Raw genomic sequence first — 20,529 nt, 5'->3', positions numbered from 1 at the left:
CTATTCTGCTCTCTCCAAATCCCGTCAGCCTTGGGCCCCGAAATCTACACCTTTTGGAGGACCCCACTATGAGCAGCTCCGCAACTTCAATCACCGGTTACGCTCACAAGTCCGTTAACTGGTCCATCTTCCTGAGTATCCTGCTGATTCTGGCCGGCTTCTGTACCCTGCTGGTCCCCTCCTTCGGAGGCTTATGGGTCACCATCTTCGTCGGCTGGGCCATGATCGTCAGCGGAATCACCCACTTCGTCTTCGCGTGGAACACCCCGGCCGCCGGCAGCAAAGTCTGGGAGGTGCTCGTCGGCGTCGTCTACCTGGCCGCCGGAGTCTACCTGATCCTGCATCCCGACTATGGCCTCGCCTCGCTTACACTGCTGTTGGCCTTCTACCTCTTCTTCGAGGGCATCTTCGAACTCGTCCTCTTCTTCCAGGCGCGTAGCCGGGGCGGCGCCGGCTGGATCCTCTTCGACGGCATTATTACGCTTCTGCTTGCCTGGATGATCTGGTCGCGTTGGCCCTTAAGCTCCGTTTGGGCCATTGGTACGCTGGTAGGTGTCAGCATGCTCTTCAGTGGCTTCTCGCGACTGATGCTCTCACTGACGGCAAAGCGTGTCCTCAAGGCGATTTAGGCGTTCCAATGCCATTACACAACTGGCGCTTCCTACCGCCCGGTGACTCCAGTTGCGCCAAGACTGAAGATCGGCAGGTAGAGTGCAATCAGGATCGTCACCACTACCACGCCCATCACCACGAGAATTAGCGGTTCAATGAGGCTCATCGCAGCCGTCAGGCTGGTCTGGACGTCCTCTTCGAAGAACTCGGCGACCGAGTTCAGCATCTGCGGGAGGGCACCGGTTGACTCGCCGACCTCGATCATCTCGATCGCGAGCTCCGGAAAGGCCTTCGTCTGCTCGAGACTCCGCGCCAGCCCCTGGCCCTCGCGAACCGTCTCTACCGACCGCATGACAGCATTCGCCACCTGCCGCGAGTCGATCGAACGCGCCGCCGTCTCCAGCGACGGCACCAGCGGCAGGCCGCCGGTCAGCAGCGTCGACAGCGTTCGCGAGAACAGCCCCACCTGGTACTTCAGCCATACAGCCCCGAAGATCGGCAGGCTGATCCTCACTTTGTCGAGTGCGGTCGCCCCGGCGTCGGTCTTCATCCATCGATAGAACAGAAACGCCACCAGCACAATGACCGCGGCGAAGTAGATTCCATAGTGCTGCGCGTTCTGTCCCAGGCTCAAAAGGAACGTAGTCAGCGCAGGCAGCTGCGTGTCGAGCTGCTCGTAGAGCTGTGCGAACCTCGGCACGACAAACGTGATCAGAAAGATGAACAGCGCAATTACCATCACGATGAGTAGCGCCGGATAGATGAGGCTGGCCTTCAGCTTCTTGCGAAAGGTAAGCGACACGCGCTGGAAATCCAGGTAGCGCTGCAGAACCTCTTCCAGATTTCCCGAGCGCTCGCCGGCCAGCAGCGTCGTCGTATAGACCAGCGGGAAGCCACCCTGCGCCTCAAAGGCCTGCGAGATGGACTCGCCTGTCTTGACCCGGCCCGCCACGTCCGCCAGCTGTCCCCGGAAGTGTGCGATCTTCTGCCGCCGGCCCAGCAATTCGAGTGATCCCAGAATAGGAAGTCCGGCCCGGATGAGCGTAAGAAACTGCTGGTTGAAGACCAGAAAGGTCTCCAGCTTTACCTTCTTCCGGCTCGACATCCCAAGCGTGCCCCGCGCCTTTACGGAGTAGACGTAGTAACCGGCCTGGGTGAACCGCGCCCGCAGCTCCTCGGCCGTGGCCGCCAAATGGGTCTGCTCCTGCACCCTGCCCCGCTCATCCGCCAACCGAACCACGAACTCATTCATAAAAAAAACAGCCTATTCCCGACCCGCAAAGGTAATAACGCAGAACCTTCGTCCATCTTAGACGTTCGCACAAGCCATACCAGACCCGCAGGCCTTTTAAACAGCAAAAGAGCCCCGGCATCTACCGGGGCTCTTCGCAACCTTTTTAGGACTTAGACACTGAAGCTCGATCCGCATCCGCAGGTCGACTTCACCGCGGCATTCTCGAACTTGAAGCCTGCCGCCTCGAGCGTCTCGACATAATCGACCGTGCAGTTCACCAGGTACATCGCCGAGGTCGCGTCTACAAAGACCTTCAGGTCGTCGAACTTATAGACCTTGTCCATCATGCCGGACTGGTTCTCAAACGACATCGAGTACTGGAACCCAGAGCATCCGCCCCCGACTACGCCGATACGCAATCCAGCCGGAACCGGGTCCTGGGTTGCCATGATCTCCTTCACCTTGGCAATCGCCGCGGTGGTCAGGGTCACGGGATGCGTGGAGGCAGGCGTCCCGGTAACAACTTCAGCGGTAGGGGTAGCGGTTGCAGTGGCCATCGAATCTCCTTGTGTTGCTCAGACTCCTAAAGTGTATGCCCTCGCAATCCCACCGGCAAGACCTGGGTCACCGCGGGATCCGAGACACATCTCTCACCACTTAGATGCGCCACCCGCGCAACTGGTGCAGGCAAACGGGCTCCGAAAGCTGGTACCATCCCCCCATGCGACCTGGAACCGATGCCAAGCCGGATACCGGCCGTCGGGGAAGATTATGAAACCGCTCCTCTTTCTCGCCAACGCCTTCATCAACACCTTTGGAATCACGCAGCCAAGCGAGGAGGCCGCCAATCGCGCCGCGCGGTTTATCGCCTTCCTGCTCAGCGCCGTCGTCGTGATCGTGGTCGCAGGTGTCGCAGTGGCCCTCTATGTTGTCGCTCGTCATTAAAGTCGCCGGGCGCGGTCACTAACCCGGCACGGCCCCGCAAAAAACTGGTTCATCTTCCCCCGGCGGGCGTATGATGCCCACCAACGGACTCGCTGTCATGCGCGCTATGCCAGTCGAGACCGTTCAACTACGTTGCACACCCCTGCAAAGGGCGGAGGAACCTGCCATGAGCGCAATACCCGTCATGCTCATCGTCTGGGGAGTGGTGGCGGCCTGCTTTCTCGCGCTGCTCGCCTACCGCGGACAACTGACCCGCTACGAAGAAGACCAGCTCTTCCTAAGTGATACTGAAAGCAACGAACAACGCGAGCAGAGTGAGATCGTTCGGAAGGTCAATCAGATCCAGCCTTTTATTCGCGTCCTCGGCTTCGCCGCCGCTGCCATGACCGTCGGCATCGTCGGCATCTTTACTTACGACGCCTGGCAGCGCTTGAAATAATCTCCCAGCCAAGCCCAACCAAGATCTCCCCAACGAGCAAAAGGAAAAGGGCGAGCCACCATGGCCCGCCCTTTTGCCTTTTCAAGCCGTCTCACGCGTTATACGTCGTCGATGAGACGCGCCCTCCGCGCCCGGTCCAGTTCGTATGGAAGAACTGGCCTCGCGGCTTATCCACGCGCTCGTACGTGTGAGCGCCGAAGAAGTCGCGCTGCGCCTGCAGCAGGTTTGCCGGCAGCCGCTCCGTCCGATAGCCGTCGAAGAACGCGAGCGCCGTCGAGAATGCCGGCGTAGGGACGCCAATCTCAATCGCATGGATGACCGCCTTGCGCCATGACCATCCATACTTGTTCAGCGCGCTCGAGAAGAAGTCGTCCAGCAGCAGGTTCTGCAGCTTGGGATTCTTGTCGAACGCCGCCTTAATATTGCCCAGGAAGACGCTGCGAATGATGCAGCCGCCGCGCCACATCAGCGCAATGCCGCCCATGTTCAGCTCCCAGTTCTGCTCCTTCTCGATGGCGCGCAGCAGCATGTACCCCTGCGCGTAGCTCACCATCTTCGAGCAGTAGAGCGCCCGGCGCACGTCCTCGATAAACTCCTTCTTCTCCGAGATCGTCAGCACCTTCATCGGCCCCTGAAGCACCTTCGACGCCGCTACGCGCTCGTCCTTCAGCGCCGAAAGACACCGCGCAAAGACGCTCTCGCCGATCAGCGTCACCGGCTGCCCCAGGTCGAGCGCCGAGATCGCCGTCCACTTGCCGGTTCCCTTCTGCCCAGCCGTGTCCAGAATCTTGTCGATCATCGGATGACCATCCTCGTCCTTCTTGGCAAATATCTCAGCCGTAATCTCGATCAGATAGCTGTCCAGCTCACCCTTGTTCCACTCGGAAAACATCTCGTGGAACTCATCAGCCGTCATCCCCAGGCCATCCTTCAGCAACTGGTAGGCCTCGCAGATCAGCTGAATATCGCCATACTCGATGCCGTTGTGCACCATCTTCACGTAGTGCCCCGCCCCGTCCTGACCCACCCAGTCGCAGCACGGAGTACCGTCTTCGACCTTGGCCGCAATCGCCTGAAAGATCTCCTTCACGTGCGGCCACGCAGCAGGATTTCCTCCCGGCATGATCGACGGGCCGAACCGTGCACCCTCTTCGCCGCCGCTCACGCCAGTTCCGATAAATAGAATCCCCTTCTCGGCAAGCGCCTTCGTCCGCCGGTTCGTATCGGTATACAGCGAGTTGCCGCCGTCAATAATGATGTCGCCCTCTTCGAGATACGACAGCACATGCTCGATCGTCTGGTCGACGACCTCGCCCGCCTTCACCATCAGCATCACGCGCCGCGGACGCTTCAGCAGCTTGCAAAGCTCATCGGCCGAGTGCGCCCCGACCACCTGCGTCCCTTTCGCCTCATGGTTCAGAAACTCGTCCACCTTCGACGTCGTCCGGTTGAACACCGCCACCTTGTATCCGTGGTCGTTCATGTTCAGAACCAGGTTCTGGCCCATCACGGCCAGACCGACCAAACCAATATCGCAACTTCCTTCAGCCATGCTCATTCTCCCGAAGCGTCTCGCCTGTTCCGACGCGACGCGGCATTAAAATCAAGATGCGTACGAGGCATCACCGGTCCCAGATCAAACGATGGCCAGCGAAGCGTCTTCCTATCATAGGGGGAGAATGAGAAAACTGGCTCGGCACGTCTTCCACAAATGACAATCACCCAAGAAAAGGGAGCACCACATCAGACGCGGTGCTCCACTCTGTTTGCTGTTGGGTTTTTGTTAGAAGTAGACTCTGCCGCCAAGCTGTACAAGCCTCGGGAAGCCCAGCGTTCCAGTGATCTTACCAGCGCTCGACGAATCGACAGCCAGGGTCGGTCCGTTGAACTGCGGCGTGTTGAAAGCATTCAAAGCTTCGGCTCTGAATTCAGCATTGACGGCTTCGGTGATTCGGAAGCTCTTGTTGAGTGAGATATCCGAGTTGATGTAGCCAGGCCCATAGCAACTGCTGGTACGGGCTGCGTTGCCGTAGGCCGCGCCTCCCTTTGCCGTGCCGATGGTCGCGGCATAGGCAGCTGCGTTGAAGTAGGCGTTCAACCTACCCTGCGGACTGCCCGAGTAGCATGGATTGACGCCGGGAACGATCGTGGGCCGCGTCGTGGAGTTGCCGAAGTTGGAGTTCGGGTTCGACGACTGCGTAATCGGCAGAGGAGCACCGTTCTGCATAATCATCACATCGTTGAACCTCCATCCTCCGACCAGCAGATCGACCCAGCGGTTGGCGCCGCTCAGGAACGTCTTGCCCCTTCCGAACGGAAGCTCATACGTCGTCGCCAGCGTAAAGCGGTTCGGGATATCGTTGATCGCCCGCGAGTACTCCGGCGAAAGGTTGTAGATGTCCTGCGGACCATTGTTCCCGGGATTCAGAGTGCTTGAAGCGCCCCAGATGTTATCCCAGTTCGAGGTCCAGCTGTATGCAGCGAGTATCGTTAGCCCGCGTGCGAACCGCTTCTGCACCTTCACGTCGAGAGCGTTGAAGTCCGACCGCCCCACGCTCACCGCATCAGTAATCGTGCCGAAGGCAGGGAACGGGCGCAGGAGCTGATACGCGCTCACCGTCGAAGACCCGATCGATCCTGTGCCGCCCTTCTGGTAGTACGGATTAGCGACCGCCTGATTTAGCCCACTGCCCAGCGAATAGTAGTTATCGGCCAGCTGGTTGATGTTCAGCGAGTTCGAGATGTTCTTTCCGTGACCGCCGACATAGCCAATCTTCAAGGCAATTCCGTATGGAAACTCACGCTGTGCATCGAAGGAGTACGACGTGTACTGCGGCGCCCGTCTGTGCTGATCGATCACCGACAGCGTGCTTCCCACTCCCGTCAGATAACCGCTCGCGCTTCCCGTCGGACCAGCCAACCCATTGGGGAACGGATTCGAAAGGCTGTTCGCCGGAAGGCCGTTTCCATTGGTCGCCACGTAGCTGTTGGTCGCCACAAATCCAGGCGCCAGCGAAGCCGAGTTGCTGTAGACGAGCGGAATGTAGAAGATGCCCCATCCACCACGAACGACCGTCTTGTCGTCCACCTGGTAGGCGATTCCACCGCGCGGAGCCCACTTGCTGCCCATGTCACCGGTCGTCGTCGGGTATCCGTTCTGGCCGGCAAACATCACTCCGCCCATGGTCTTCACACCCGAGGTGTTCGTCAGCGGGTTGACCACAGTTGGGTCAAAGCCCACCGAGTACTGGTTATTCCGCTCATGAACACCGGGCTCGTACTCATACCGCAGACCCAGGTTCAGGGTCAGCTTCGACGTCACTCGCCAGTCGTCTTGCACATAGACACCGTGGTAGCCAGTGGTGATCGCAAGCTGAGAGGGAATGATGACCGAGCCGGAAGATGGGTAACCCAGCAGCATGTCCGCGGCATCGGCTCCAGTCGCGGACGACGTCGTGTTGTCCGCCGACGTGAACTGGTTGTCGAACGCGTACGTTCCGCTGGCATCGCTGAGACTGGTATACGTAAGGCTGATCGCGCGGAAGGTGTAACCGGTCTTCAGATTGTGCTTGCCCAGGCTCTTCGCAACACCGACGACGAAGTTCCGCGAAAAGTAAACCGCGGGACCGGAGTTCGATGTTCCTTCATACGCCAGGTTACTTGTGCTTGAGGTGGTAATGCGCGGGAAGCCCTTCTTGGGCAGCGCGCTCACGTATGAACCGGGAAGTCCCAGCGTTGTCTGGTCAAATCCGGCGCTGATGTCCTGTGTATCGTTCGGAAAGCGGTTGAACCCGAAGCCCGCAGTCAGAACCGTCGTGGGATTCAGGGTGATGGTGTTCTGAATTCCGAAGGCGTCGACTTTGCGGTACAGCAGATACGACGAAGAACTGCCGGCGAAACTCTGCAGAGCGTTGCCGCCGGGCTCCTTTGAGCCGTAGTGCATGTAGTAGAGGTCTGCCAGCCAGCGTGTTCCGAACTGGTGGTTGATCTTGCCGACAAACTCGTCGGCACGGTCACCCAGCGTGTCGCCCCCGTTGAAGTTCAGGGCGCCAAAGCCCGTCGCCGCAGCGTTGGGAGTCGGATAGGCATTGACCAGCCCCTGCCCGACCGTATTGATTCTGCTCGCCGGAATCTTGTTTCCGACAAACGCCTTGCGCACAACCTTGCCATTCACGACCGTGCTGGTAAGAGGATCGAAGATGCAGCGGCCCGAGAGGCAGTTGCCGCTGGCGTCCGTCACTCCGCCCAGGTCGGAGAAATCACCGCCCCGCTGCGCCAAACTCGGAACCGGGAAGCTGTTCGACGCCGTGAGAGGCGACCGCTGGCGATAGCCTTCCTCCGTGATCCAGAAGAACGTCTTATCCTTGCCGCCAAGCCACTTCGGCAGCGGAATCGGACCGCCCAGCGAGCCGACGTAGCTGTAGAACTCAGCCGCGCCCCGCGGCGTGGTGGGCTGGGTGACTCCTGTCACAGGATCCTTGTAAGGAGTCCTGTTGTTGAAGAAGAGATTCGCGCCCCAGTTCGTCTGTCTCGTCTCACCCTGCACCACGCCATGCAGCCGGCCCGAGCCCGAGCGCAGCGTCGTGTTGAACATGCCGCCGCTCGTTCGCCCAATCTCGGCGTCGTACGTGTTCGCCTGCACCTTCACCTCTTCCACAGCCTCGATCGACGGAATAATCACCGCACGATTGCTGAAGTCGGTTATCGGAATTCCATCAACCGCATAGTTATTCGAACTGAGAGGCGCGCCGGCAATCGAGATCGTTGACGATCCACTCTGATCCTGGAAGCGCACAAAGCGCGGGTCGCCCACCGGAGTGACGTTATTGTCCAGCTTCGAGAACAGAAATGGATTCCGACCCGGATTCGGCAGGTTCTGCAGCTTCTGCGAGTCAATCAGTTGACCGTTGTACGAGGTCGCATTGTCCACCACCGGATCGGTCGCAATCACCTCAATGCTCTGGCTCGTCGAGCCCAGGTCCAGCTTCACATCGTGCGTAATCGTATTACCTGCATCCACGACAAGGCCGCGAACATCCGACCGCTTGAAACCCTCGCTCGTCACCGTCACGCTATACGTTCCGGGGCTGACCGCGCTGAAGACATACTCGCCCGTTCCGTTGCTGATCGTCGACCGCGTGATCTTCGTCGCCTCCGACGTCAGAACCACAGCCGCGCCCGCAATGCCGGCCCCCTGGCTGTCTGCGACCATTCCGCGAATGGCGCCATAGTTCGATTGAGCAACTGCGCCCGTCACTGCCGCCATCAACATCACGACTAGGAAGAGCGATCCACAAACCTTCTCGTATAGACGATGCATGTTGGCCTCCATCGGTGTTCGAAATACCAGGGTTTTAAAGACACGTAGAGTGCGAGCCTGTGCGGCCAGGCTTCAGCGAGAGTTTTCAATCCTGCACCGGCACACATCCCGCACCGAGATACACCTCGGGGCGTGACAAAGAAATCCGCTAACTGCCCGGCAGCAAATACGCCTCTGCGGCCAGACGTCTTCTTCGCCTGGAGAATCGTCCTGTACTGGAACTGCTGTAGATAACGGCGGGGGTCTCTACAATCTGCTCTCCGACTGCGTCGCCGGAGGAACTACGGCAAATTGGAATTGCTGGAAACGCCGAACAGATCCGGAAAATCCTTCTCTGCTCTTGTTCACAAAACGCACTACGGAAGGGAGCTAAATACACGTCATGGTTACGAGACCTTGGTGCTCTGCGGGCCCCACTGATGTGAGAAATAGCCTTGGTGGTGATTGGCTCGAGACTAGCCGAGGGAATATTGGGTGTCAACAAAAATTTAATCGCATCTTGAAGTTAGCGCGACGTGACTTTGACGTTTCAAACACCCGTCCTCACGGCTGCTTTTCTCTCTGAAGAAGAACAATCAAAATAAGCTTCGGTCATCGTTACTTGTTTCGCTCCGCCAGTTTCCCTTTATTGTGGAGGCATACCAACACAGAAAGGTCCTGCCTTGCCGATCATGCGACGTGTCTCTCCCATGGCCTCCTTCGCTCTGCTCGCTCTTCCTCTCGCAGCCCAGCAGCACAAAGCAACACAGGCCGAGGTCGACCGCATCACCCGCGACGCCATCCTCATCGACACCCACGACGACGTCACCTCGCGCACCGTGGAAGGCTACGACATCGCTACACCGAACAAGAGCGGCCAGACCGATCTCGCCCGCATGAACGGCTTCCTCGGCGCTGAGTTCTTCGCCGTCTACGTCGGCCCCGAGTACGTCAATGGCAACCACTCCGCCAACCGCGCCCTGCAGATGATCGACACCGTCCGCACAGACATCATCGCCGCGTACCCGAATGACTTCGTCTTCGCCACCACCGCCAGCGACATCGTACGCGCGCACAACCAGCACAAGATCGCCGCGCTGATGGGGATCGAAGGCGGTCACGCCATCGAAGACTCCCTGCGCCTGCTCCGCGACTACTACGCGCTCGGCGTACGCTACATGACACTCACCCACTTCAACACCAACAACTGGGCCGACTCTCAGGGCGACATTGACAAGCCCGGCATCGCGCACCACAACGGCCTCACGTCCTTCGGCAAGGACGTCGTCCGCGAGATGAACCGCCTCGGCATGATGGTCGACATCTCCCACACCGCCGACAAGACCTTCTGGGACGCGCTCGAGACCTCCAGCGCTCCCATCATCGCCTCGCACTCCGGCTGCCGCGCCGTCTCCAGCTACACCCGCAACATGACCGACGAGATGGTCAAGGCGCTCGCCGCAAAGGGGGGCGTCGTGCAGATCAGCTTCGGCTGCGACTTCCTCTCCCAGCGCTACTTCGATGGCGCGACGCCACTCCAGGCCTCCATGCGCGATCAATACATGGCCGCCACCCTTAAGATCGAGGACCCCGCCGCGAAGAGTGCAGCTATCGAGAAGCTTCGTGCCGAGTTCACCAGCAAAGTCCCGCCCGCTACGCTGGCTGACGTCGTCGCTCAGATCGACCACGCCGTCAAGGTCGGAGGCGTCGACCACGTCGGCATCGGTACCGACTTCGATGGCGTAGGCTGCGTGCCTCCAGACCTCGACTCCTACAACAAGTTCCCCGCCCTCACACGCGCTCTGCTCGAGAAGGGCTACTCCGCCGAAGACATCAAGAAGATCTATGGCGGCAATCTCCTGCGCGTGATGCGCGCCGTCGAGCAGCGCGCCCGCGAGCTCCGCTCCACACCCGCCATCCAGTCCGACATCGCGAAGAAGTAGTTCACTTGGTTGCAATCAGCAACAGAAAGGGAGCCCGTCAGGGCCCCCCTCACTTTTGGCCGTTGACCGCGCCTACTTACTCTTCGCCGCAATCACCTCGATCTCAAGCAGCCCCCACGGAACTACCAGCGCAGCCACCTGCACCGTCGAACGCGCAGGCTTGTTCGGCTGCTCCTTCGTTCCGAAGAACTCGCGGAAGCTCGCGTTCATGCCGTCCACATCCGCCTTACCACCCTTCGCCGGATCGCCGACAAGAAAGACCGTCATCTTCACGACATCCTTCATATCCAGCCCCTGCTCTTTCAATCCAGCCTGAATCTTCGTCAGAATCGACGTGGTCTGTGTCTTCGTGTCGCCGTACACCGCCGGCGTCCCCTTCGCCTTGTCCTCAGGCGTCACCGGCGAAGCCAGGTTTCCGCTCATGTAGTAGGTGCTTCCCACCCACACACCTGCGGCCAGCGGAGATTTCTCCGACTGGATGTGCTTCACCACCTCGCCCGTCTGAGCCTGCATCGCTGCCGCGCATCCGGCCATCATCGCCACTGCCAGAACACTCTTCTTCATCAACGCGATCTCCTTGTCGTTCCCTTGTTGGTTATGCTGAAACCGTCTGGCGGTGCTTGCCCTCAAGCCGCGCCGCCTTCACCTTATCGCAGATCATCTGCACGGCGCGCTTGCCGCTCAGCGCAGCGCCCTCCTGCCAGCCCACGATATGGCTCGTGTGATCTCCGGCAAAGTAGATCGGCCCATCTGGCTGGGTGATGACGTCATAGTCGGCCGGCGACGTCCCTCCGATCCACGAGCCTTCGTTCCACTTGATGCGCTTCCACCCACAGAAGACCGGCTTCTCCAGCTCCTTGCCGTGACCCGGGTGCAACTTCTCGATCGATGCACGCGACGCCTCGAACTTCTGCTCCATCGCCAGCTTGTCGAATCCACCGACCGTCTCGTCCATGTAACCGGAGACGATAATGCCTCGATCGGAGAAGAGATTGCAGCTCGGGTACCACACCGGGCTCGGCCCCTGCGAAAGGAACGACAGGCCGCCAAAGATGTTGTAGTCCGTCTCCCAGAAGCGCCGCGACTCCCACGGAATCTTGCACGACCCGCGATACGACGAGCCGCCGCGATCGACGACCGCGCGGTGCGCCGCGTCCAAATCAGCCTTGATCTTCTTCAGAATCGTCAGCGGCATCGCGCACACGGCGTAATCGGCATCGATGAACTTCGTCGCGCCACCCTTCGTGTAGCCCACGCGCACGCCCTTGGCCGTCTTCGAGATCTCGGTCACCGGAGCATCATAGACCACCACCGGCCCCAGCGCCTTCGCAAATGCATTCGAGATCTGCTGCATGCCGTTGACCGGCTGCAGCATCGTCGCCTGCCAGTCCCACGCCTCTTCATACAGCTCAGCGCCCCAGAAGTTCGCGTCCAGCAGCTCATGCACGCTCAGCGGGTGATCGTCGACGATCATCGTCTGCGGACCAGCCCCCGGATACCTCTTGATCTCCGAGCGATCCGAGCCCTTGTACTTGCCTCCCTTGTCGAGCGGCCCATAGATCTTCAGCGCGTCGATCATCCGCTGCCGATCTTCGGTGCTCAGTTCCTGATCTAGCGCCCCGCCTGCAATCGCCTTCGACAGCAGCTCGCTCACCTGCCCGCGCGTATCGTTGATCGCCTTACGCTGCTGGACAGGCTTTCCGCCGTTTATCTTGTCGTTCTGCAGCAGCGTCGACCGCGACGTGTTGATCTCCACCTCAAGCGGCACCTTCAGCTCGCGGCAATAGCCCAGCATCGTGCCATGCACCGATGGCAGGCGCGCCGGCCCCATATTCTGGTATAGTCCGTCACTCCAGGTCACCTTCTGCGTCGTCCCGTCGACAAACTCCACCACATCGCTGTTGCGCGCGCTCCATGCGCGTCCGCCCGGCCTGTGCCGTGCTTCCAGCAGGGTCACCTCGTAGCCCAGTTTCTTCGCCTCATAGGCCGTAACCAGTCCGCCCACTCCGCCGCCCAGCACGACGATCTTCACGCCCGTGCCCGAGCCCGCCGCAGCAGCAATCGGCTGAGCTTCGATCGCCTTCATCGGCATCAGTCCCAGAGACTGCATGGTTGTGAACGCAGCGCTGTATCCCCCAGCCTGCCCTACACGCATCAGAAAATCCCGCCTGGTTATTCCCATCGACAGATACCTCGTCACGAATGAAGTCAAAGGTGATGAAACTCAAACTGCCAGTGCCGCCACCGCTGCGGGACGGACTCGGTCTCCGCGCGCTGACAATCTCGAACGTTTTCGCTGGAAGAAGGGGCTTCAGCCAAAGAGGCATCGTGGCCAATGGGCTGCAAAACAAATCCGACTGAGTTGTTGTGATGTCACTTTATCGCAAAACCAGAATGGGGCAAGGAAAATCTCGCCGCCACCCGCCACACCACAGATCAGAAATCTCGATATATGCAGTATCGACGCACGATAAGCAGCTTTTGTCTCATCGAATTTTCCTGAGGACGTGATTGTATTGCAGAATCAACGCAAACGCCTCATCGCGGCGATGAGGCTCCATTCAGCACGCTCTCCGCGACAAACTCGCAATTCTCCTGAGCTCCGGCAACACATCCCCCAGAGCAACAGCCTCGCTCTCCCTCGCGCCAAGCGCGAAGTACACCTTGCGATAAAGCGGGTACAGCTGTTCGTAGATCCCCACAGCGTTCTCCTCCGGAAGATAACTCCGGAATGGCAGACAGAGCCTCTCCTGTGCCGCAGCAACCGATGGAAAGACGCCCGCAGCAACCAGAGCCATGATCCCTGACCCGAGGCTCGTCGGCGTGCCATCCGGCACAAGCACCGGTTTGTTCAGAACATTTGCATAGATCTGATTCAGCACCGCATTGTTCTGAGGAATGCCGCCGGCGTTAATCACCCGCTCCACCGGAACGCCGTGCTCCGCCATGCGCTCCAGAATGATGCGGGTATGGAACGCCGTCCCCTCGATCGCGGCAAAGAGCTCATCCTGCGCCGTGTGAACAAGATTCCAACCGAGCGTAACCCCGCCAAGCTCCGGATTCACCAGCACCGTGCGATCGCCGTTGTCCCAGCTAAGCCGCAGGAGTCCCGTCTGCCCCGCCTTGTACCTTTCAAGCCCCTCCGCCAGGTTCTTCACCTTCATACCGGCACGGCCCGCGATCGCCTCGAAGATGTCGCCCACGGCCGACAGCCCCGCCTCAATCCCCGTCAGTGACGGCTCAACGCTCCCCGGAACCACGCCGCAGACTCCCGGCACCAGCTCCGTCTTCTCGGCAGTCGCAATGATGCACGTCGATGTCCCCACCACGTTCACCACATCCCCCGGCCTGCATCCAGCACCGATCGCGTCCCAGTGCGCGTCGAACGCACCAACTGGAACAGGAATCCCCGCGCGCAGCCCCATCTTCTCCGCCCACTCTGCACTCAGGCCTCCATAGATGTGGTCGGAAGTCAGATACTCGCCGCCGATCTTCGCCCGCACCCCCGCGAGCAGAGGATCAACCGACACCAGAAACTCCTCCGCCGGAAGCCCTCCCCACTTCGGGTTCCACATCCACTTATGTCCCATCGCGCAGACCGAGCGCTTCAACCCCGACGGATCCTTCACGCCGGTCAGCGTCGCCGCCGCCATATCGCAGTGCTCGAGCGCCGTGGCAAACCGCGCACGCTTCTGCTCGCTCGCATGCCTCAGCCAGTGCAGCAGCTTCGCCCATCCCCACTCATGCGAGTAGACCCCGCCGCACCATTCGATCGCCTCCAGCCCCGATGCATGCGCCTGCCGTGTAATCTCCTGCGCCTCGCGATGAGCACGGTGATCGCACCACAGATAGTAGTCATCCAGCGGCCTCAGATCTTCGTCGACCATCACGACGCTCGAACCCGTCGTGTCCACCGCCAGCGCAGCCACGGCTTCGCCCCGAACCCCGCTCTGCGCCAGCACCTCGCGCATCGCCGTCACGAGAGCCCGCATCTGGTCGTCATGCGACTGCGTCGCATAGTCAGGATCATCACGCCGCCGTGCAAGCGGATACTCCGCAGCCGCCGTAGCCAGTCTTCCCTTGTCCGAGTCGAGCAGCGTGACACGAACACTCAGCGTTCCAAAATCCACTCCGGCAACAACCGCCATGCTTCGTTCCCCTCACCTCTGCCCATAGGTCGCGTTTGCGCCATGCTTGCGAAAGTAGTGCCGGTCCAGCAACGCATTCGACACACCGCACTGCGAGTTCAGCAATATCGTCTTGAACGCCATCGTCGCCACCGCCTCCAGCACCACAGCATTGTGCGCCGCATCAAGCACCGTCCTGCCCCAGGTAAACGGAGCGTGACCCGCCACAAGAACCCCCGGCACCGCTAACGGATCAATCCCCGCAAAGCGCTCGATGATCGCCGCGCCAGTATTCAACGAATAATCTCCTTCGATCTCCGCATCGCTCAGCTCCCGCGTGCACGGCACCGGACCGTGAAAGTAGTCGGCATGCGTGGTCCCCAACGCCGGAATATCCCTTCCCGCCTGCGCCCAGGCAGTCGCATTCTCCGAATGCGTGTGCACCACCCCTCCAATCGCCTCGAACGCCTTATACAGCGCAAGGTGCGTCTTCAGGTCGCTCGATGGCCGCAGGTCACCCTCGACGATCGCACCGTCCAGATCCGTCACCACCATGTGCTCTGGCTTCAGCTCGTCGTAGTCCACCCCGCTCGGCTTGATCACCACAAGCCCCTGCTCGCGATCGATGCCGCTGGCGTTGCCGAACGTATACAAAACCAGTCCTCGCCTCACCAACTCGAGATTGGCTTCAAGGGTCTGCTCTTTGAGTAGCTGCAACATAATGTCGAGGGTAAGAAGTTTCTCCCGTGACGAAGACAGCCAGAGTATACGTTCCGTGATCTCACCAGCCAAACTAATGCAGAGACCAGCGCCACGCCCGCACGCAGACACGATACAATTCATCTGTCTGTAGGCAAGCCTCCATGCGAAAGTGGCGAAATTGGCAGACGCACCAGACTTAGGATGCGATTTGTGCCGTTGGCACCCTCGCGCACCGAAGCGCACTCCGCGTCATAAACCCCATTAAATAAGCTAATCGCCTAGTAACAGAGGGCGGCACGGGCGCGCACGGTTCTGCACCCATTCCAAATCTGAACTGCCACCGAAACTGCCACTTTAGTTTATTGTTGTGGTGGATAATACGTGATAGTACGATGACAGTCATGGAGCTGACGCGAGAATTTTTGCGAACCCTAATCAAGGTGCAATCGAGCACCGGATGCTGGGAATACTCCGGTGCGCGGGACGCGGCTGGATACGGACGCATCTTCCTTGCGGGAAAGGAACAAAAGGCCCATAGGATCTTCTATGAGGCGTTCGTCGGCCCCATTCCCAAGGGTGCACGCCTGAAACATTCACTTACCGCGGTGGAGTGCGTCGGTTCAAGATGCTGCAATCCCGCGCACGTCGAGGTTAAGCAGAGTTTTTCGGCCGTTGCGATTGCTCACCGTATCTGCCGGCAGGGCCATCTTATCGGTTCCGACAATGCGGTTATCGAACATCGAGGCGATAACCTGCTGATTCGTTGCCGAATCTGCAGACAGCAGACCTGGAGGAATGAAAAGCGGGCTGCGGCCGCCGCCAAAGAGGATTCCCGATGATTGGCAATGCCATCATGTGAAGCTGCCGTTCTACGCGCATTTTATTGACAGCAAATGGCTTATAAGTTGATTGAGCGGCAAAACCGGCCCAATCGGCGCTAGTTGCTACCCAATTGCTACCAACGAAGTAGGGCCGATGGGCTGGCCGCGCGGGATCAGCCCAAGACCAGCCCCGTAATTCGCCATGTTTCTGAATTCACCGGGCTTCTCTCGTAACTCGCTGAAACTAAGCTATTTCCCTGGAATCTCTGGCTTCCCCTGTTGTCTATAGATTCTTCCCTGGGGAACCAATTTCCACAAAAGGCGGTATCACTGGTATCACCCCTCTTTTCGCACTAGGCAGCTTCTGCTTATCTGGTTGTTTCAGCAAGCCACAAGGGGTAGTGTAGGGGCGTGCCGCGTCCAACATTCCCGAAGAACTTGCGCGAATTCCAGTCACGGTTCGCCACCGAGGAGGCATGCCGAGCGTATCTGGCTGCCTGCCGGTGGCCGGACGGTTTCGTGTGTCCACGGTGCAGGAGTGCTCACGAATTGACAGGGCTGGGACGCTGGCAGTGCGCTCGTTGTCGGCACCAGGTATCGCTGACGGCAGGAACAGTCCTTCACAACACAAAACTCCCTCTGACGGTTTGGTTCTGGGCTGCCTACCTGATGACCACTGAGAAGCGCGGCATCTCGGCGCTTCTTTTGCAACGTCAGTTCGGCTTGGGATGTTACGAGACGGCATGGATGATGCTTCATAAGTTCCGCCGAGCGATGGTGAACATGGAACGCGAGCCGCTGTGGGCGAGGTAGAGGTTGACGAGACCTGGGTTGGAGGCACGCAAGCTGGTCTGCGGGGAAGCCGTCAACTGAAAGGCCGGAAAGCGGCCTTGGTCATCGTAGCTGTGGAGAAACGGGGAAAGCGTCAGGACGAGTACGAATGGCGGTCATCCCGGACTTCAAGAGCGTTACCCTAAATGCGTTTGTCCAACAAAATGTGGCTTCCGGCTCGACCATCTACACGGACAAGCTCAAAAGCTTCACCCGTTTTGAACAAGTGGGATTCCGGCATGTTCCGCGTACCCAACCCCTGCAAGGCGACCTTCGCAAAGGCTCGAAATCGGTGGTGCCACTGGCCGATCGATCCATTGGGAACCTGCAACAGTGGTTGATCGGGACCTATCACGGCGTGAGTCGCGAGCAACTCCAGGTTTACCTGGATGAGTTCGTTTTCCGTCACAATCGCCGCCAGACACCTATGGCCGCTTTTCAAACCCTGCTCGGTCTCGGAGCCGCACGTAGACCCGTGCCCTACATGCAGATTCGGGGCGGCTCTGACCGTCCTATATCGCCCGGAACAGCCTGAACCACAACCCATTGGGCTCTGCTGAAACAACCAGATAAGCAGAAGGCAGCTTGTGCGATGCAGTGTCTGGCGAAGACGAAGGTAGCGACTACGGGTTCTTCGTCTCCATCGTATTGGCGAAATGCCACCTAGAATGCGAGCCAAAGTCCTGGATGCTTCAAAGATGCAGTAAGTTCCTTGAGAGAGAGAGCCGGGGGAACTCCCGGTTTCATTAGCCTGATAGTTTCCGAATGGGATTTGACCATGAATCGACGCAAGTTTCTTTCTACCTCTGCCGCCACCGCTACTCTTGCGCTTGCAAGACCGGTTTTTGGCAAGAAGGCCGGGTCAGCCACTTTAACTCACAAGCAGCGCGTTGACCGCGCTTTACGAGGGCAGGATCTCGACCGCCCGCCGTTTACGTTCTACCACCACTACAAGAGGGCGAGCGCACAGCTGGAAGCACAGGACCATCTCGAATTCCATCGAACTTACAATACCGACATCGTCAAGGTCATGAATGATTTCGATTATCCCCCAGTCCACGACCGGCAGATGGTATGAGCTGAAGCCGTTGGACAGACTCTCCTTTCCCGGACCAGCTGGCCACACTGCGACTCGTCCGGGATGGATTGGATGGGGATGCTTATTTCATCGACACGATCTATGGGCCGTACATGACGGCGATGATCGTGTTTCAATCGCAACCGCAGTTTGCGAACCTGCGGAAATCGGAAGATGTTGAGCACGCGCAGATCAAAAGCCTTCACGAATTCCAGCAACAGAATCCCGACGCCTGGCACAGCGCGCTAGCGGCTATCACGCAGTCAACCATCAGCCATATCCGCCATACAAAGGACATCGGCGCCTCCGGCGCGCTCGTCAGCATCTTCAATGCGGAAAGCAAGTTCGGCTCCGTTTGGACACGAACGATATACCCGGCCCTACGACAAACGTGTCTTCGACACGCTCGCCGACACCAAACTATCCGTTCTCCATCTGCATTATCTCGAGAGGCAATACCTTGATCAGTTCAAGGGCTTTAATGCCCCTGTCATTCAATACTCGGTGAGGACGAGCGGAATCCCAATCGCTGATGTTCGCAAGCAGTACTCTCAGCCAATCGCCGGAGGAGTTGATGAGATCGATTTCGAGAAATTGACGATACCGGAGATGCGGACGCAATGGACAGAAGCCAGGAAGGAAGCCGGAGCCAAGTACATCGCTGCGCCGGGTTGCTTCCAAATAGCTCGACTCCGGAAGAACTCGCGCGCTTTCCCCGCTCTCTCGGAATAGACCCACCTCACGCGTCGTAAAAATATTCACGAATGACTAGGAGTTGATCCGCTTCCACTGAGCATCTCAGGACGTTTGGGAAAAATGAGCTCTTCCATGCCATGGAATGAGTCAAACCGCAAATTATAGACGGTACAGCACTTACGAGTCGGCTGAGCCGGCGAAACCGGCACAATCGGCGGTATTTGCGACAAAGATGCGACAAACTTTTTAGCAGCGGGCCAAAAGGGCTGATCCGTGACGCCAGAGTGTCATTCCCCTAGGTCCGAGCCGCTTCCGAGTTCTTCCAGCCAATTGTCCCATTTTCCAGATGGGGAAATGTCGTGTATAGGAAAATTTTCCTTTACATTTAGTTTTCCATTCTGGGAAAATAGCTTCATGCCGAACACTGCTCTAATGACGGAAGCCTCTGTTGTCCAGGCTCTCGTGGACCAGATTCCGTTCGCGCAGCTACCGGGAATACGGGTCACCAATGTGGCCGAGAACCGTCCATTCGACGTCCGCTTCGATTTGGAATCCGGAGCGAACAAGGTTCGCGTCTACGCTGAAATCAAGCAGGCAATCAGTCCCAGGCAACTGGAGATCATCGCCCCGTGGATTGCCTGTCTGAAGGCGATAGAGAAGGACGCCACCTTTGCCATCGTCTCTCCGTCGCTTTCTCAGCAGGCGCAGGCCTTCTGCATCCAGGCAGGAATCGACTTCCTTGACCTTGCCGGCAACATCTCCATCAATGTACCGGGCAAATTCGTCCTGCAAAGGACGGGCCAGCGCAGCAAAGATTTCATTCAGTCTGCGGAAGGGCCCCGCGAGGTTAATGTCTTCTCCGGCCGCTTTTCGCGCATCCTCCGAGTTATCCTTCAAAACCCGCGTAGCTGGACCCTGAGTGAAATTGCCCAGGAACTCGAAAGAGAGTCCCGAGACAATGCAGTTGTCTCCGGAATCGTGACGGAACTCGATTCTTCGAGTACCTTCGTTGTCAGTCTGGGCACCATCTCGAAAGCCCTCCGCACGCTCGAAGACCAGCTCTGGGTCCGCCGGCGCGGGACGTCGGTCCTCGTGCCCGAGCCAAAGCGCCTCCTGGTCGCTTGGGCAACAAAGTACCGGGAACGCTATCGCTCACGATTGCGGAGCACCGTCACCTACCCGAATCCCTTTGGGAAAGATCTGGCGAACATCAGCAACGCGCTCGGATCCATCTCCCTCGGCCCGTTCGCCTTCACCGGACCAGCCGCAGCCGCCGTCCGCGCGCCCTTCATCGATCTCGACACAGTGGACGCTTACCTTCCCTCGCCTAAGCAAACGGACAAACTCAAGAATCTGGCGGGACGCAAAGCAGATGGCCCGATGCTGCGCTTCCTGGATCCATACGATCTCGGCGTATTCATGTACGCCAGACGCTACGAGGGCATTCCGACAGTCTCGGATGTCCAGGCGTACCTCGATCTGGCGGCGCGCGGGGGCCGTGATCAGAAGCAGGCAGACTACTTGTTCGACAACGCCATTGAGCCAATGTGGAAGGCGGCATGATTCCCGAACCACAAAAAACGTATCTGCTGGAGTTGCTCACAGCACTGGGTCCCGCTGCGGATGAATTCGTTCTGGTCGGCGGTCAGGCGCTGAAGTTCGTCCTCGCCGAGGCCAGGGCCACAAGGGACTTCGACTTTCTCCTGGATGCAATTTCCCTTCGGGACAAGCCGGCAAACGTCGCGGAGAAACTAGCGGCTCTGGCCTACACCGTCGTGCCCGAATCGCGTAATTTCCAATTC

17 protein-coding genes and 1 pseudogene are annotated in these 20,529 nt (G+C 58.9%); 10 read left to right on the top strand and 8 right to left on the bottom strand.

Features of this window, described 5'->3' with window-relative positions:
- The first annotated feature begins 68 nt into the window (after nucleotides 1-68).
- Entirely contained in the window at nucleotides 69-629 is a 561-nt protein-coding gene (locus Q363_RS21980) for an HdeD family acid-resistance protein (RefSeq protein ID WP_035354841.1), read from the top strand.
- A 32-nt stretch (nucleotides 630-661) separates the two neighbouring features.
- Here Q363_RS21980 and Q363_RS21975 read toward each other — a convergent pair whose 3' ends face one another.
- Complete coding sequence (locus Q363_RS21975; protein WP_035354839.1) at nucleotides 662-1,864, bottom strand: type II secretion system F family protein; 1,203 nt, start codon at nucleotides 1,862-1,864, stop codon at nucleotides 662-664.
- 152 nt (nucleotides 1,865-2,016) lie between these two features.
- A complete protein-coding gene (locus Q363_RS21970; RefSeq protein ID WP_035354837.1) occupies nucleotides 2,017-2,403 on the bottom strand; it encodes a HesB/IscA family protein in 387 nt (128 codons plus the stop codon).
- Nucleotides 2,404-2,617: 214 nt separating this feature from the next.
- Between Q363_RS21970 and Q363_RS40905 the strand changes: the two genes are divergently transcribed.
- Nucleotides 2,618-2,791, top strand: coding sequence for a hypothetical protein (locus Q363_RS40905; protein ID WP_157467328.1), 174 nt, complete (start codon nucleotides 2,618-2,620; stop codon nucleotides 2,789-2,791).
- Between the two features lie 166 nt (nucleotides 2,792-2,957).
- Nucleotides 2,958-3,230 carry a hypothetical protein gene (locus Q363_RS21965; RefSeq protein ID WP_035354836.1) on the top strand — a complete coding sequence of 91 codons (273 nt, stop codon included), beginning with the start codon at nucleotides 2,958-2,960 and terminating at the stop codon, nucleotides 3,228-3,230.
- A gap of 91 nt (nucleotides 3,231-3,321) precedes the next feature.
- Here Q363_RS21965 and gnd read toward each other — a convergent pair whose 3' ends face one another.
- Nucleotides 3,322-4,782 carry a decarboxylating NADP(+)-dependent phosphogluconate dehydrogenase gene (gene gnd, locus Q363_RS21960; protein WP_035354832.1) on the bottom strand — a complete coding sequence of 487 codons (1,461 nt, stop codon included), beginning with the start codon at nucleotides 4,780-4,782 and terminating at the stop codon, nucleotides 3,322-3,324.
- 231 nt (nucleotides 4,783-5,013) lie between these two features.
- A complete protein-coding gene (locus Q363_RS21955) occupies nucleotides 5,014-8,550 on the bottom strand; it encodes a TonB-dependent receptor (protein ID WP_035354829.1) in 3,537 nt (1,178 codons plus the stop codon).
- 671 nt (nucleotides 8,551-9,221) lie between these two features.
- On the opposite strand from Q363_RS21955, the gene Q363_RS21950 reads away from it, so the two are divergent.
- A complete protein-coding gene (locus Q363_RS21950; RefSeq protein ID WP_051979137.1) occupies nucleotides 9,222-10,472 on the top strand; it encodes a dipeptidase in 1,251 nt (416 codons plus the stop codon).
- 72 nt (nucleotides 10,473-10,544) lie between these two features.
- On the opposite strand, the gene Q363_RS21945 is transcribed toward Q363_RS21950, so the two are convergent.
- The 4 genes from Q363_RS21945 to Q363_RS21930 form a co-directional block, all read right to left on the bottom strand.
- Complete coding sequence (locus Q363_RS21945) at nucleotides 10,545-11,036, bottom strand: RidA family protein (RefSeq protein WP_035354826.1); 492 nt, start codon at nucleotides 11,034-11,036, stop codon at nucleotides 10,545-10,547.
- Between the two features lie 31 nt (nucleotides 11,037-11,067).
- Nucleotides 11,068-12,654 carry a flavin monoamine oxidase family protein gene (locus Q363_RS21940; protein WP_035354823.1) on the bottom strand — a complete coding sequence of 529 codons (1,587 nt, stop codon included), beginning with the start codon at nucleotides 12,652-12,654 and terminating at the stop codon, nucleotides 11,068-11,070.
- Between the two features lie 379 nt (nucleotides 12,655-13,033).
- Entirely contained in the window at nucleotides 13,034-14,620 is a 1,587-nt protein-coding gene (locus Q363_RS21935) for a ribulokinase (RefSeq protein ID WP_035354821.1), read from the bottom strand.
- A gap of 12 nt (nucleotides 14,621-14,632) precedes the next feature.
- A complete protein-coding gene (locus Q363_RS21930) occupies nucleotides 14,633-15,319 on the bottom strand; it encodes an L-ribulose-5-phosphate 4-epimerase AraD (RefSeq protein ID WP_035354818.1) in 687 nt (228 codons plus the stop codon).
- A gap of 383 nt (nucleotides 15,320-15,702) precedes the next feature.
- Here Q363_RS21930 and Q363_RS21925 point away from each other — a divergent pair, with 383 nt between their 5' ends.
- The 6 genes and pseudogenes from Q363_RS21925 to Q363_RS21900 all read left to right on the top strand — a co-directional run.
- Nucleotides 15,703-16,140, top strand: a complete 438-nt coding sequence (locus Q363_RS21925) for a hypothetical protein (RefSeq protein ID WP_157467326.1) — start codon at nucleotides 15,703-15,705, stop codon at nucleotides 16,138-16,140.
- 393 nt (nucleotides 16,141-16,533) lie between these two features.
- A pseudogene (locus tag Q363_RS40900) lies at nucleotides 16,534-17,488 on the top strand (IS1595 family transposase).
- A 243-nt stretch (nucleotides 17,489-17,731) separates the two neighbouring features.
- Nucleotides 17,732-18,031, top strand: a complete 300-nt coding sequence (locus Q363_RS21915) for a hypothetical protein (protein WP_157467324.1) — start codon at nucleotides 17,732-17,734, stop codon at nucleotides 18,029-18,031.
- 330 nt (nucleotides 18,032-18,361) lie between these two features.
- Nucleotides 18,362-18,763 carry a hypothetical protein gene (locus tag Q363_RS21910; RefSeq protein WP_035354810.1) on the top strand — a complete coding sequence of 134 codons (402 nt, stop codon included), beginning with the start codon at nucleotides 18,362-18,364 and terminating at the stop codon, nucleotides 18,761-18,763.
- 378 nt (nucleotides 18,764-19,141) lie between these two features.
- Nucleotides 19,142-20,290, top strand: a complete 1,149-nt coding sequence (locus Q363_RS21905; RefSeq protein ID WP_157467323.1) for a hypothetical protein — start codon at nucleotides 19,142-19,144, stop codon at nucleotides 20,288-20,290.
- Nucleotides 20,275-20,529, top strand: a 255-nt coding sequence (locus tag Q363_RS21900) for a nucleotidyl transferase AbiEii/AbiGii toxin family protein (RefSeq protein ID WP_035354804.1), incomplete at its 3' end; no start/stop codon positions are given. The genes Q363_RS21905 and Q363_RS21900, both read left to right, overlap by 16 nt.

It is taken from the genome of Edaphobacter aggregans DSM 19364 (assembly GCF_000745965.1).
Lineage (GTDB): Bacteria > Acidobacteriota > Terriglobia > Terriglobales > Acidobacteriaceae > Edaphobacter > Edaphobacter aggregans.
This window is presented reverse-complemented; position numbering and strand designations above follow the sequence as displayed.